The sequence below is a fragment of the Pectobacterium carotovorum genome (genome assembly GCA_016415585.1).
Classification (GTDB): Bacteria; Pseudomonadota; Gammaproteobacteria; order Enterobacterales; family Enterobacteriaceae; genus Pectobacterium; species Pectobacterium carotovorum_K.
On sequence record CP066552.1, the window covers coordinates 2,927,032 to 2,940,498 of the forward strand.

12 protein-coding genes and 1 pseudogene are annotated in these 13,467 nt (G+C 49.4%); 7 read left to right on the forward strand and 6 right to left on the reverse strand.

The features are described 5' to 3' along the window. The first annotated feature begins 3 nt into the window (after positions 1–3). Positions 4–1,404: an EmmdR/YeeO family multidrug/toxin efflux MATE transporter gene (locus JFY74_12960; protein QQG27038.1), complete on the forward strand. Its 1,401-nt coding sequence runs from the start codon at positions 4–6 to the stop codon at positions 1,402–1,404. Positions 1,405–1,447: 43 nt separating this feature from the next. On the opposite strand, the gene JFY74_12965 is transcribed toward JFY74_12960, so the two are convergent. Together JFY74_12965 and ompX are read right to left on the reverse strand one after the other, a co-directional pair. After that, complete coding sequence (locus tag JFY74_12965) at positions 1,448–2,617, reverse strand: MFS transporter (GenBank protein QQG27039.1); 1,170 nt, start codon at positions 2,615–2,617, stop codon at positions 1,448–1,450. Positions 2,618–2,905: 288 nt separating this feature from the next. Further along, on the reverse strand, positions 2,906–3,421 hold the full coding sequence (ompX, locus tag JFY74_12970) for an outer membrane protein OmpX (GenBank protein ID QQG27040.1): 516 nt from the start codon (positions 3,419–3,421) through the stop codon (positions 2,906–2,908). Between the two features lie 376 nt (positions 3,422–3,797). Here ompX and rhtA point away from each other — a divergent pair, with 376 nt between their 5' ends. Further along, a complete protein-coding gene (gene rhtA, locus JFY74_12975; protein ID QQG27041.1) occupies positions 3,798–4,685 on the forward strand; it encodes a threonine/homoserine exporter RhtA in 888 nt (295 codons plus the stop codon). On the opposite strand, the pseudogene JFY74_12980 reads toward rhtA, so the two are convergent. Then, positions 4,673–5,223, reverse strand: a pseudogene (locus JFY74_12980) (adenylate kinase). The gene rhtA and the pseudogene JFY74_12980 overlap by 13 nt on opposite strands. Before the next feature lie 346 nt (positions 5,224–5,569). Here JFY74_12980 and dps point away from each other — a divergent pair. From dps to glnQ, 4 genes are all read left to right on the forward strand, one after another. Then, a complete protein-coding gene (gene dps / locus JFY74_12985) occupies positions 5,570–6,073 on the forward strand; it encodes a DNA starvation/stationary phase protection protein Dps (protein QQG27042.1) in 504 nt (167 codons plus the stop codon). 396 nt (positions 6,074–6,469) lie between these two features. After that, a complete protein-coding gene (glnH, locus tag JFY74_12990; protein ID QQG27043.1) occupies positions 6,470–7,216 on the forward strand; it encodes a glutamine ABC transporter substrate-binding protein GlnH in 747 nt (248 codons plus the stop codon). A gap of 26 nt (positions 7,217–7,242) precedes the next feature. Then, a complete protein-coding gene (gene glnP / locus JFY74_12995; GenBank protein ID QQG27044.1) occupies positions 7,243–7,902 on the forward strand; it encodes a glutamine ABC transporter permease GlnP in 660 nt (219 codons plus the stop codon). Further along, positions 7,899–8,621: a glutamine ABC transporter ATP-binding protein GlnQ gene (gene glnQ / locus JFY74_13000; GenBank protein ID QQG27045.1), complete on the forward strand. Its 723-nt coding sequence runs from the start codon at positions 7,899–7,901 to the stop codon at positions 8,619–8,621. Before glnP ends, glnQ begins: the two co-directional genes overlap by 4 nt. A 51-nt stretch (positions 8,622–8,672) precedes the next feature. Here the strand turns inward: glnQ and JFY74_13005 are convergent, their stop codons facing one another. From JFY74_13005 to JFY74_13015, 3 genes are all read right to left on the reverse strand, one after another. Next, positions 8,673–10,541, reverse strand: a complete 1,869-nt coding sequence (locus JFY74_13005) for a peptidase M3 (GenBank protein ID QQG27046.1) — start codon at positions 10,539–10,541, stop codon at positions 8,673–8,675. A gap of 85 nt (positions 10,542–10,626) precedes the next feature. Next, the gene (gene ybiB, locus JFY74_13010; protein QQG27047.1) at positions 10,627–11,595 is read right to left on the reverse strand and encodes a DNA-binding protein YbiB; all 969 of its coding nucleotides are present in this window, start codon (positions 11,593–11,595) and stop codon (positions 10,627–10,629) included. A 109-nt stretch (positions 11,596–11,704) separates the two neighbouring features. Beyond that, a complete protein-coding gene (locus JFY74_13015; GenBank protein QQG27048.1) occupies positions 11,705–12,280 on the reverse strand; it encodes a recombinase family protein in 576 nt (191 codons plus the stop codon). Between the two features lie 24 nt (positions 12,281–12,304). Between JFY74_13015 and JFY74_13020 the strand changes: the two genes are divergently transcribed. Beyond that, the gene (locus JFY74_13020; GenBank protein QQG27049.1) at positions 12,305–12,655 is read left to right on the forward strand and encodes a hypothetical protein; all 351 of its coding nucleotides are present in this window, start codon (positions 12,305–12,307) and stop codon (positions 12,653–12,655) included. Positions 12,656–13,467 lie beyond the last annotated feature (812 nt).

Consider the following 13,467-nt stretch of genomic DNA (forward strand, 5'->3'; position numbering starts at 1 on the left):
TTCATGAAAAAATTAAAAGACACAGACTGGTATAAAAAGCGTTACTCCAACCGCGTTCTCTTCTGGAGAGAAATCTCACCGCTAGCCTTCCCGATCTTTATTGAAGGCCTTTGCGTCGTGTTGATGGGGGTTTTCAGCACCTTCCTGGTCAGTTGGCTGGGGAAAGAGGCCATGGCGGCCGTCGGTTTGGCCGATAGCTTCAATATGGTCATCATCGCGTTCTTTACCGCTGTCGCATTAGGGACCGCCGTTGTTGTCGCGTTCAGCCTGGGACAGCGCAGCAGAAAGCAGGCGCGATCGGCCGCTCGTCAATCGATGTCATTACTGGTTCTGTCATCGTTTCTGTTGGTCGCGCTGGTTGAATTCGCCGGCTCAGCGATTATCGATCTGATCGCAGGACAAGCCGATGTACAGGTTAAAGCCCTTGCCCTCACGTTCCTTCGCTGGACGGTGTGGGGATATCCGGCTGTCGCCATCGCGCTGGTAGGCTGTGGCGCGTTACGGGGCGCGGGCAATACCAAGTTGCCCATGGTCATCAACATTGGGATGAACATTCTCAATATTGCCATCAGTAGCCTGCTGATTTACGGTGCATTTTCCTGGGATGGCCTTGGCTTTGTTGGCGCGGGCATTGGTATTACCATTTCGCGCTATATCGGCGCAGTATTCGTGATTCTGACGCTGATGCACGGTTTTAACGGTGCGCTGCGTATTCCCTTCAAGTCTTACTTTGCGCCTTTTACCCTGTCGATCCTCTATGAAGTGCTCAGTATCGGTATTCCCGCCAGCATTGAATCCGTGATGTTTAACATCGGCAAGCTCATCACCCAGCGTTTTGTGGCAGATATGGGAACCGAGGTCATTGCCGGAAACTTTATTGCTTTCTCCATCTCAACGCTGATCAACCTTCCCGGTAATTCGCTCGGCGCCGCCGCCACGATTATCGTTGGCACACGGCTGGGGAAAGGCCAGATCATGCAGTCTACCCGCCAGTTGAAGCACATCTTCTGGCTGTCCAATATCGGTCTATGCGTACTTGCCGTCCTGTCGGTGCCGAGTGCCAGCTTTTTGGCGTCGTTTTACACCAATGAACCAGAAGTGATTGAAGTGGCAAAACATCTCCTGTGGCTCAACGCACTATTTATGCCCATCTGGGCAGCATCCTGGGTACTTCCTGCTGGTCTTAAAGGCGCGAAAGACGCCAGTTATACCATGTGGGTCGCAATGGCGGGGATGTGGGGATGTCGGGTCGTCGTGGGATATATCCTCGGCGTGATGCTCGGTTTTGGCGTGATCGGTGTGTGGATGGGGATGTTCTTTGACTGGATTGTTCGCGGGTTCTTCTATTACCGTCGCTTGATGAGCGGGCGCTGGCTATGGCGCTATCGTCCACCGACAAATTAATGATAGCGAGCGGGGTTCCGCTCGCTCATAACACCACAAACGGCTAGCGATTCGGGCTCTTCACCGGAGCAAAACGGGTCGCCATGATAATCAACACGACCACACCGACGGCCATAATCATCCAGGCCTGCTCCAGACCCGCCGTATGCTGACGTATAAAACCAGCCAGCAAAGGCATCAGGCTGGCAAGGATGTAACCACCGCCCTGTACAAAGCCCATCAGTGAACCGGTCTTATGTGATTCGGTCACCTGATCCAACGCCACGATGAGCGATAGCGGGAACAGCGCACCAATACCAACACCCAGCATAATAATGATGGGATACGTGAACGTCAGTGGAGCCACAATCAACCCAATCATCCCCACCAGCATCACGATCAGGATAGGAAGCAGCAGTTTACGTCGATCGGGAAAACGGTTAATGAACGTTGATACCAGCAGGCCGGAAATCACTTCCGTCAGCGTTAATCCGCCCAACATCAGGCCGCTTTGCGTCGCATCTAACCCCAGTTGAATGTAATACGGCGGCAACCACGCCAGCACCAGCGTATACGCGCCCGTACCAATGCCGAAGAACACCATCAGCAACCAGTCCATTCCGCTTCGGCGCGTTGCTACGACAACCACCGCATCCTGTTTCGTGGTATACGCTTTAGGGATACACCGCCAGGCTATCGCAGCAACTAGCGCTACAATCCCCCAGCAGGCCAACGCACTTTGCCAGCCCCACGCATTTGCCAGCGGAGAAACCGATGAAGCCGCAAATGCCGCCCCCGCCATAATCGCCGTAGTATAAAAGCCCATCAGGAAACTGCTATGGCGACCAAAATGAAGCTTGATAAACGACGGCACCAACGCCTGAATCAAAGCAATCCCTATCCCGGCCAGCGCGGCGCTAGCCAACAGCGCAATACCGCTATTCAGCCACCAGCGAGCCCCACACGCCAAGCCAATCACCACAATACCCAGCGTGATTCCCCGATATTCACCAAGGCGTGCCTGCAACTGACCACCATATAATGCGCACCACCCCATAGCAAACACGGGAAGCGTAGTTAGCATGCCCGCCATGCTGTCATCCAGACCTGTCGCAGCCTGAATCTGATTCAACAACGGACCAATACCCGCCAGTACAGGGCGTAAATTCAACCCTAATAGGATAATCGTGAAGAAAAGAAAAGCCCGCGTGCGGGTTGTTGATGTCATTACCATGCATAACCTCAATAGCTTGAGCAAATCACTGCCACCTAACTCCTGTTATCTTCACATAAAGAATCTTAACGTCAAGATAAAATCTTATGACAAACAGGCACAACATGTATTTCAATGGCAGGAAGGAGAACAAGGTATCAACAGACGGGAAAATTACCAGATAAACGACTGTAGAAACTCGCCACCGCTTAGGCAAGCAGCCATAAAAAATCCGCCCTAAAAAGGACGGATTCTTCTGACACAGCTAACAACCAACGCTGAGGGTAAGTAAACCCTGCTGGGGTTAGATTAGAAGCGGTAACCTACGCCAACAGCCCAGGCACCAACGTCAACACTGCGGATACGGCTTTGTTCGTAACCGACATCCAGAGCAACGTCCTCGATCGGGTTGAACTGAACACCAGCACCATAGGTGAAGCCGTAATCATCATTGCTGCGGTTGTCCTGACCATTGGTGTTGTTGCTCGTGACTTTACCATGGCTGAAACCAACAACGCCGTACAGGCTTGCCCAGTCATTCAAACGGTAAGCAGGGCCCGCAGTAAAGCCCATGTACTGGCCTTTGTCATAGAAACCGCTATCGCTGCTATTTTTTTCCAGATAGGTGAAAGAGCTAATAACGCCCAGTGGGTTATTATCTTGCTCATAACGATATTTCAGGTTAAAGCCTTTAACTTTATTTTGTACGCCCTGAGCATCACCTTGAGCATAACCTGCGGTTACTGTACTTTGACCAGCAAATGCAGAACCTGCGCCAACGGCTAATACACAAGCCAGAGCGGAAAGACACGCGATTTTTTTCATATTTACAGCCTCAAATTCATTTTATGAAAGACTAACTAACGGAGTAAATATAACAAAGAAGTTCGGGACTTGCCGCCCTATAAATATTTATCAATTAGCCTTTAGATGTAACAAATATTGTCACGACCAACCTATCATACTAATTGTATTAACTTTTTCATTGTGACAGTTAGATTAAAAATAAATTCACTGCAAATCGATTAAACAGATAATTCTTAATTTTCCGCTCAGTTTGTATACTAATTGAGTTGGGCAAAAATAACGCAGTTAAATAATGAGTAAATAAAGGTCAATAAACGTCAATTCATACCAGACAAATTGTTTACAATTGAGTATGATAGCAATGGAATGTTATACCTTCTTTAAGGCCAAAAGAATGACCTTATTTTCCCACCGCTCGTCGTCATTTGTCCCTGTATTGCTCATCATTATCTCAATGCTTTCTATCCAAAGTGGCGCTGCCCTAGCCAAAAGTCTGTTTCCGCTAATAGGTGCCACAGGCGTAACAGCATTGCGTCTGGGAATTGGTACGATCATTCTGGGCATCATTTTCAAGCCGTGGCGTATGCGTTTTAGCAGTAACCGCCTGCCTCTGCTGGTTTATGGCATTACGCTGGGCGGGATGAATTTTCTGTTCTACCTTTCACTACAGACGGTGCCGCTCGGCATTGCTGTTGCACTGGAATTCACTGGCCCGCTGACCGTTGCAATGCTGGCTTCACGCAGGCCCATTGATTTTCTATGGGTTTTTCTGGCTGTTGCCGGGTTATGGTTCTTATTGCCGCTGAGCCACAATATCGGCAATGTTGATTTGATGGGTGCGGCCTATGCCGTGGGTGCAGGTGCCTGCTGGGCCCTCTATATCCTGTTTGGGCAAAAAGCGGGGGCAAATCATGGGCCGGGAACGGTCGCTATCGGCTCCTGTATTGCCGCGCTGATCTTCTGCCCTATTGGCGCGTATTACGCCGAGAGTACGCTGTTTTCGCTCTCGATACTCCCACTCGGCATTGCCGTCGCCATCCTGTCCACCACGCTCCCCTATTCTCTGGAAATGGTGGCATTAACCCGTCTGCCTGCCAGAACGTTCAGCACGCTGATGAGTATGGAACCCGCTATTGCCGCCCTCTCTGGGATCCTTTTTCTCGGTGAACATTTATCGTTCATACAGTGGATGGCGCTTATCTTTATTATCATCGCGTCAATCGGTGCAACGCTGACAATAAAACCGGCGGGCGCAGCCAAAGTGACGACTCAAGCAGAATGAGTACGTATTTCCTTGGGGACGTGTTGCAGAAAAGTTTCACATTCCCGAGGAGAACGCAAAGTCATAGAACGGATATGGTGATAGCGAGGATCGGCTAAATCCGCCAAATACCGTTTCCGGTTTTTCGAATAGGTTTTTATTGTCCAGAGGATAATAGATTTTCGGCTAAAAAAACTGCGAAAAAAGACTCTTTATTGCCTGTACCGATCCAGAGTTCCTCTTTGCGCCATGCACGAAGGCAGGCGCGGCGTACCGCCTGAAAAAGCGTACGGGTGAAACCGTAATCGATCCAAACGACAACATCAACACTGCGCCATTTGATATCTCGCGTTCGATTATAGTTGTCATCCAATACCCAGTTTTCAGGCTCCAGAGCCCTTTCAAGGCCTTGAAAAAAATCGGCATCCGTCCGCCCCTGCCAATCCTTCAGCCAAAACAACGCATCCATTTCAATGTACGGAATAGCCAGTTTTCCAGACAAGCAGCGAGCGAGCGTAGATTTACCGCTTCCACTGGTGCCAATAATATTCACTCTCATTCTGCACGACTCCCTTTACCCCACATCATATGTTTTAAGGAAAAAAACAACGCTGTCATTCTATTTCAATCAGGATAGCGGGCGAATAATAACTATTTTCACCTAAGTGATGATGATATTTATCAATATATTGAATTATATTTCATACGTAATAAAATATTGCGCTTACATGACGGCTTACCGCATTATTGGTCTCAGATAAATCCTGACTACAAATATCCACAACATCGTTATGCTAGGGCTATTCATTTGATAGGCAATTCTTTTCAATATTAATTTTTATCACTGCTATAATTAACCACATTGAACAGTAAGACTATGAATAATTAAAGAGAGGATAACTATTATGTCTACCGCCAAACTCGTGAAATCAGCACCGTCCTCACTACTTTACACTCGCAATGATTTGGATGATAGCGTGAAGACCTCGACGATCGCGCTGTTAAACCAACTGGTTGTTGATTTCATCGACCTGTCATTGATTACCAAACAGGCGCACTGGAACATGCGCGGTGCAAATTTTATCGCTATTCATGAAATGCTGGATGGCTTCCGTACGTCAATTATTGACCATCAGGATACTATCGCCGAGCGCGTGGTGCAGATAGGCGGTGTTGCGCTGGGTACGGTGCAAATCGTGGGTAAACAAACCTCACTGAAAAGCTACCCAACCACCATCCATAGCGTTCAGGATCATCTTAAAGCGTTGGCCGAGCGCTATGCGATTGTTGCCAACAACGTACGTAAAGCCATTGGTAAAATGGAAGATGAGGCCTCTGCAGACATTCTGACCGCCGCATCACGCGATCTGGATCAGTTCCTGTGGTTCATTGAATCAAACATCGAATAGTCGGCGTTATCATCCCGCGAACGCGTTCAAGGCTGCTTAGGCAGCCTTTTTTCTGCCCGTCTCCCGACTCAAACCGCCCTCTTTTCTGGCATAACCTGCATAAACCACGTATTTTATCCGTTAAGACGCTCAAAAAATTAGCTTTCGCCTGCATTAATTGGGCAGAACGCTAATCAACGGTTGTTTCCCTCCTATAAATCAGTTAATCATAGCAGTACCTTGCCTGAGCGAATCGGCGATTAAAATTTCATCGCAGGCAAGGTAATAAAATAAAAACAACAGGTTAAGTGTAACGCATGATAATTAACCTCATGCTTAAATAGGTTTCACTTTCGTACTATGCTTAAAACGCCTGTAAAACAAAAAGCTCCCACAACTGCTAATAGGAAGGGTTTGATGAAATCACTACTTAAGGCCTCTTTGGCTGCACTGACGCTGATGATGAGCGTATCTAGCTATGCCGCTGAGAAAGAACTGATTGTCGCGACAGACACCGCTTTCGTCCCTTTTGAATTCAAACAAGGCGACAAGTACGTCGGTTTTGACATCGACCTCTGGGATGCTATCGCTAAACAGCTCAATCTGAAGTACACCCTGAAGCCAATGGACTTCGGCGGCATTATTCCTGCACTGCAAACGCGCAACATTGATCTGGCGCTCGCAGGCATTACCATTACTGAAGAGCGTAAAAAAGCAATCGATTTCTCTGACGGTTACTACAACAGCGGCCTGCTGGTAATGGTCAAAGCGGACAACAACGATATTAAAGGCGAGCAGGATTTGGCCGGTAAAGTGGTTGCGGTGAAGAGCGGCACAGGTTCCGTTGATTACGCGAAAGCCAATATCAAAACCAAAGATCTGCGCCAGTTCCCGAACATCGACAACGCCTATATGGAACTGGGTACCAACCGTGCTGATGCCGTCCTGCACGACACGCCAAATATCCTCTACTTCATCAAAACCGCAGGCAACGGCCAGTTTAAAGCGGTAGGTGATTCCATTAAAGCTCAGCAATACGGCATCGCGTTCCCGAAAGGCAGCAACGAGCTGCGTGAAAAAGTGAATGGCGCTCTGAAAACACTGCGTGAAAACGGCACTTATGCTGAGATCTACAAGAAGTGGTTTGGCGTAGAACCTAAGTAATTGCCGATTTAATCTGGAGATATTTCATGCAGTTTGATTGGAGTGCCATTTGGCCTTCTCTGCCCCTCCTGATGGAAGGGGCAAAAATGACGTTGTTGATTTCTGTTCTGGGTCTGCTTGGCGGCCTAGTGATTGGCGTAGTCGCGGGTTTTGCCCGCGCCTACGGCGGCTGGTTTTCCAGCCGCATTTCGCTCGTTTTTATTGAAATTATTCGCGGCACCCCGATTGTTGTGCAGGTGATGTTTATTTACTTCGCCTTGCCGATGATTTTCACATCCGTACGAATCGACCCTTTTGCCGCCGCCGTCGTCACCATCATGATTAACTCTGGTGCTTACATCGCGGAAATCACCCGTGGTTCGGTATTGTCGATTCATAACGGCTTCCGTGAAGCAGGTCTGGCGCTTGGGCTGTCTCGCAGCGCGACGTTACGCCATGTGATTGCCCCACTCGCCCTGCGCCGCATGCTGCCGCCGCTGGGTAACCAGTGGATTATCAGCATCAAAGATACGTCACTGTTTATTGTTATCGGCGTGGCTGAACTCACGCGTTCAGGCCAGGAAATCATCGCGGGCAACTTCCGTGCGCTGGAAATCTGGACTGCGGTTGCCATTATTTACCTGTGCATCACGCTGATCCTCAGCTTTATTCTGCGTCGTCTGGAAAGAAGACTTAAGATTATATGATTGAATTTAAAAACGTATCCAAACACTTTGGCAAGACACAGGTCTTACACAATATCGATCTCACCATCGGTCAGGGTGAAGTTGTGGTCATCATCGGGCCTTCGGGTTCGGGTAAATCCACGCTGCTACGCTGCATCAACAAGCTGGAAGAAATTACCAGCGGTGAATTGGTTGTTGACGGCCTTAAAGTGAACGATCCGCGCGTTGACGAGCGTTTAATCCGTCAGGAAGCCGGGATGGTATTCCAGCAGTTTTACCTGTTCCCGCATCTTACCGCGCTGGAAAACGTCGCGTTCGGCCCTATTCGGGTACGCGGCGCGAGTAAAGCCGATGCCGAGAAGCTGGCGCTGGAATTGCTGGCGAAAGTGGGCCTGTCAGAACGCGCGCATCATTACCCTTCCGAACTTTCCGGCGGTCAACAGCAGCGTGTGGCCATCGCCCGCGCTTTAGCAGTTAAACCGAAACTGATGCTGTTTGATGAGCCGACATCGGCACTCGACCCGGAACTGCGCCATGAAGTGCTGACCGTCATGAAAGATCTGGCCGAAGAAGGCATGACGATGGTCATCGTCACTCACGAAGTGGGCTTTGCCCATAAAGTAGCTTCGCGTCTGATCTTTATTGATAAAGGCCGCATCGCAGAAGATGGCGACCCGGAAACGCTGATTACGAATCCACCCAGCGATCGTCTGCGTGAATTCCTGCAACACGTATCTTGATCAACAAGGGGGCTTTCGCCCCCTTTCTCTTACTCGCAATGTCAGCGAACGTTATGCCTGCGAACGCGGATATTCTCGTTCAATAAACGCTGCAAAATCCTGGCACATCTTCTCATCGCCCTGTTCATTATCCGCCAGCACGCGACTGCCATCGACCACGCGAATACGTGCGCCCAGATCGAAATCCGCAGCAGGCTGAGGACGACACGTTGCCTGAGCCATGGTGCTTTCCGCCTGTTGCCAGGCTTCATCGACCGTTAGATTACAGGCCTGCGCTAGATAAGCAGGATTGAAGCCCTCACCGGTCAGGCTACGCAGCGTATCGTCATGACTTACGCTATTGCCCGGATGCCAATAGTGTTGTGCCAAATCAGGGCCGATGGCCGGGTTATCCGTCAGGTAGCCGTCACGTTGCAGGAAATAGCTGCGCGTCTGCTCAACCGCCATCAATGCCAGCAGATATCCCTGATAAGAACACGCCGACTCCATGGACAGAAGATGAGGGATCGCCAACGTCGGGCGCGGGCTACCGCTAATGCCCAAAATACGCTGTTCGGTGTCACGTGCCAGTTTTGTCATCGCTTCCGGCGTACGCGCCTCGTCGTCCCACGAATAGAGCTGCCACTCGAAGTACGGCACCAGCAGGATGTGCCGCTCATTGAAAGCGCGCATCGGCTGCTGCGTGCTGATATCCGCGCGGATCAATTCATCAGGAATCGTCTCTCCCTGTGCATTCTTTGCATAGCGTTTTAACCAGTCAGCATCACCCAGCAGGCTGTCGCAGAACATGGACTGCGTTTCCGCATAAGCCATTGAGGTTGGCGGAAACTCCTGTGAAAAACAGGGTGCATTCTGTCGGATATTAGCAAAATGCGCGGCGTGTCCGCCCTCATGAAATAACGTATTAATGCCGCTGGCACCGCTGCCAATTTGATCCGGCTTTGCCAGACTGGTGAAGTTAATCCGTGCCGGCACCCATTTTCCTTCCTGCACAAACGGCGGCACCGGGCCATGCATAAAGCCGTTCTCGTACTTACCTTTTCGCACCAGCAAATCGAGCTGCATTTCTGCACCGTTAAACCCTATTCGCAAACGTTTAAAGCTGTTGATCCAACGCTCCAGCGACGCAGAGAAAGGGAAATAGGGATCGAGCTGGCGCGTCACATCGCCTGCGCTGGCATAGCGAATATTCCACGGTTGCAGAGCCTCTTCACCCTTTTCATCCGCCAGATTTTTCAGGCTACGAGCATTCGCCTCACGCGTCTGTTCTTCAAAAGGATCGAGGATGGCAAAAAGCTGCTCCGGCGTCATCCGCTCCGTCTTGTTGACCTTATAGTCAAAATAGTTGCGGTAGCCCATCTGACGGGCAAAGCGGTTACGCAGTGAAATCAGCTCTGGGAAGCCATTCTGCAACAGCCACTGTTCAAGATCGCGCAGCGCCTGCTGGGAACTTTGACGATAGGCTTCGGTATTATTGGTCGTCTGGTTGGTCAGCAGTTCTCCGAGCGAGGCGGGAACCCGTTCCCCTTTGGCATCCAGATGCGTCATTTCATAGGATTTACGCTTGGCGTATAACGCACTTTCGGCCGCAATAATTTCATCCATCAACGCCTGCGCCTGCGGATCTTCAATCACGTTGCAGTCGAAAAACCGATACCAGCCTTGCAAACCATGCGATAGCGTCTGCTGTTGCTCATCACGCGGACTGTTTTCCAATGTCGCAAGATGAGTTCTCAGCTCGGCCAGACGCTGTGGCTGCGAAATAAAACGCTTATAGGCACTCTCTGCGGCGGAGAAACGCTCAGACACTTCATCATTTCCCGTGCCCATATACAGTTGCCAAAACAGTTCTTCTTTCGCCTGATGAACCGCAAGATAGTCACGATTCAATGCGTTAAAATAGTCCGCTACCTGTTGCATGCTATTCCTTCTCTCTTCAAATGACAGCCGTCTGGCTGTGTGAAGTGGCGCGATAAACGCGTCCAAATCCGCTCCGGCAAACCAATCAGCCAAGGCGTTTTTTAATTGTGGCGACAGCCTGTTCCATTGTCGCCGCTTCGCCGGCAGCAACTAAACAGCACGCCAGTTGCAGACGGATCGCCTGTGGTATCGCAATTTCCCCCGTCAGGCACTGTACCGTCCAGCGCGCCGTGGTTACGGCATCCTTCGCAATCGGCAGCGCATCAGGTGCGACGCTGATATCCTGCCGAAGCTGCAGCACGTTGGTATTTTGCTGATGGATGAAATGAATTTCCGGGCAGCGCTGCGGGTTGGCGTAAACCTCTCCTTCCGTGCCGTGCATCAGAAGTGCGCGCCCGTTGATGTCATTAAAAAACGTTCCCACGCGGGAAACATACTCAGGATGGGAAACACTGGCGACGCGCAGCGCGTCGCTTTCACCAAACGGCGTCGCCACCTTAGCCAGCGTGTGGCTACTGTTACGCACGCCCATACGCCAGCGCAGCTGTAGCTGGCGATCGATAGCCGGACATAACGTCGAAACAGGGATAAATACCGGGCTACCGCTATCAAGCTCCTGCTGAGCCTGCTCAGCACTCTCGGCAATCGTCACACCGAGGTTACGCAAAATCTCGGCGCTGGTAACACGGGTCGGATCGTCGCTGACGCCGTGAACCACGACCGGAAAACCCAGTTTTGCCAACAGCAGCGCCAGCAGCGGCGTCAGGTTCGCCTGCTTCCGCGCCCCGTTATAGCTGGGCACCACAATAGGCATAGGAAAGCCCGCAGGCGGCGTCAGGCGCAGTACATGCTCGTTCATCGCCTGATAAAAACCCAGCATCTCGGCTTCCGATTCTCCTTTGATGCGAAACGCAATCAACAGCCCACCGAGCTCCAGATCCGGCACATCACCACGCAGCATTGCGCTATACAGTTCATAAGCCGTTGCCTGATCGACATCACGCGCATGATTTTTCCCGCGCCCCACTTCTTTGATAATTTTGGTGTAATCCATGTTGGCCTCTCATTTGCGGCGACACAGTAAAGAACTTATCAATGAAAATAACATGTTTACCGAGTTTCTGGTCACTCTGGCGCAGAGGAAATTGCTATCGCGCAGCTTTTTAGCCAGCGCCAGGAGCGCCATCCTTACCCCGCACGGGAAAGTACTTATAGATGGTTTTTTCTGACACGCCGATAATATTCGCTACCTGAAGGCGCGTAGCCCCTGTCGCTAACATCGCCCCGGCTCGACAAAGCACATTTTGCGTCATAAGCCGTTTACGCCCACCGATGCGTCCCTGCAACCGAGCAGCATCGAGGCCAGCACGTGTCCGTTCGACAATCAGTTCCCGTTCCATCTCAGCCAGTGCGCTCATCACATGAAAGAAGAAACGACCCGCGGGGGTAGAAGTATCAATACTATCCGTCAGGCTGCGAAAATGGATGCCTTTCGCCTGCAATGCAGATACCAGCTCAATCAAATCACGCACGCTGCGCCCTAGCCTGTCCAGCTTCCATACCATCAGCGTATCGCCACGCCGCAACCGCCTGATCGCCTTTTTTAACCCAGGCCGCTGTGCATTTTTCCCACTGGCGGTATCCTCAAAAATCAGCTCACATTCTGCGCGAATCAGCGCTTTTTTCTGTAATTCCGTATTTTGATCGGTAGTAGACACACGCGCATAGCCAATCAGCATTACATAACCTCATGAAATAATTGATTGTATTTTTATTATCTTGTTCTCGCAAACCTCGGTTTTAAAGAAGTCACTGAAACGGGGGCAGGAACGGGATATTACTGGCGAAAATACGCAGATACGATGATAGAACTTTTCGCCAACGAAGAAGTTGTAATGGGGTCGAATAAAAACGTTGTATTTCCTGTTAATATTAATGAGGTTATTTTTATCACTGTAAGCGATATCGGGGGGTATAATGGTCCAAATGCGTATACGCTACGAGTTTCTAATGTAACAAACACCGGATTTTTAATTTCATGGGATAGGTTTAATGAGAATGGCATTTGGAATAAGAAAAAAATTCACTACCATATAATCGCTAAGCTCGTATAAATTGTGGCCCTATTGGGCCACTTTGCATATTGAATGTAAAATTTAATAATTTTTATTTTAAATCATAAACGATAATAGTTGCCATATCCGTATCACGAGGTGAGACAATATCTGTGTCTGCGATAGAAAATGAAACTATATCTTTTCCCAACATAGCAGCGCTAATTGACGTGGGTTGATTATCTGCCCCGATAGTGACCGAATCTAATGAGTCGTCAAAATCATAATGTGATGAATATGCCGAGGAAACTATAGGTGCATTTTTTACTGAAACAGGTTTATTAAGAGTCATATAGTACGAATTATATGATGTACCCGATGTACTTACATGCCCCATCCATGAGCAGCCGATTTCGCGATACACAAATCCGGCCACCCTAAATACTTTGCTACTTCCAATATCCAATCCATGATTTTGATAATAAATTCTAACAGTTGCCAGATTATTATTTCCTACAGAGAATGCTATTGACGTAACAATAAATTTCCCAACAGGATTGAAACGACTAGTCCCTTTTCCGGGTATAATGGTTGAGTTATCATCCAAAATAAATAAACGAGTTTTATCTATTTCAACAAAACGTCCATGCGATTTTATTTCGAAACTTACTTCAAGGGTATCATTACTAATTGCTTTGAAATTTGACCTTTGAATTAAATGCGATGAAAATTGCAGCAATGCAACAGGTATCAAATTAAATTCACCCAAACCGAGGTTTGCGGGAGTTAATGTAATATCCATCGAACCGTCAAATGCAACACCATTAATCTTCCTTGGTGTCGCTAACTTCGTCGCCGCAACGGCAATTCCG

What these genes read in the sequence shown, in the direction of transcription:
- JFY74_13005 (QQG27046.1), bottom strand. Translation starts at nt 10,541, where the DNA reads ATGCAACAGGTAGCGGACTATTTTAACGCATTGAATCGTGACTATCTT.
- ybiB (QQG27047.1), bottom strand. Translation starts at nt 11,595, where the DNA reads ATGGATTACACCAAAATTATCAAAGAAGTGGGGCGCGGGAAAAATCAT.
- JFY74_12965 (QQG27039.1), bottom strand. Translation starts at nt 2,617, where the DNA reads ATGGTAATGACATCAACAACCCGCACGCGGGCTTTTCTTTTCTTCACG.
- ompX (QQG27040.1), bottom strand. Translation starts at nt 3,421, where the DNA reads ATGAAAAAAATCGCGTGTCTTTCCGCTCTGGCTTGTGTATTAGCCGTT.
- JFY74_12960 (QQG27038.1), top strand. Translation starts at nt 4, where the DNA reads ATGAAAAAATTAAAAGACACAGACTGGTATAAAAAGCGTTACTCCAAC.
- glnQ (QQG27045.1), top strand. Translation starts at nt 7,899, where the DNA reads ATGATTGAATTTAAAAACGTATCCAAACACTTTGGCAAGACACAGGTC.
- glnH (QQG27043.1), top strand. Translation starts at nt 6,470, where the DNA reads ATGAAATCACTACTTAAGGCCTCTTTGGCTGCACTGACGCTGATGATG.
- JFY74_13015 (QQG27048.1), bottom strand. Translation starts at nt 12,280, where the DNA reads ATGCTGATTGGCTATGCGCGTGTGTCTACTACCGATCAAAATACGGAA.
- rhtA (QQG27041.1), top strand. Translation starts at nt 3,798, where the DNA reads ATGACCTTATTTTCCCACCGCTCGTCGTCATTTGTCCCTGTATTGCTC.
- dps (QQG27042.1), top strand. Translation starts at nt 5,570, where the DNA reads ATGTCTACCGCCAAACTCGTGAAATCAGCACCGTCCTCACTACTTTAC.
- glnP (QQG27044.1), top strand. Translation starts at nt 7,243, where the DNA reads ATGCAGTTTGATTGGAGTGCCATTTGGCCTTCTCTGCCCCTCCTGATG.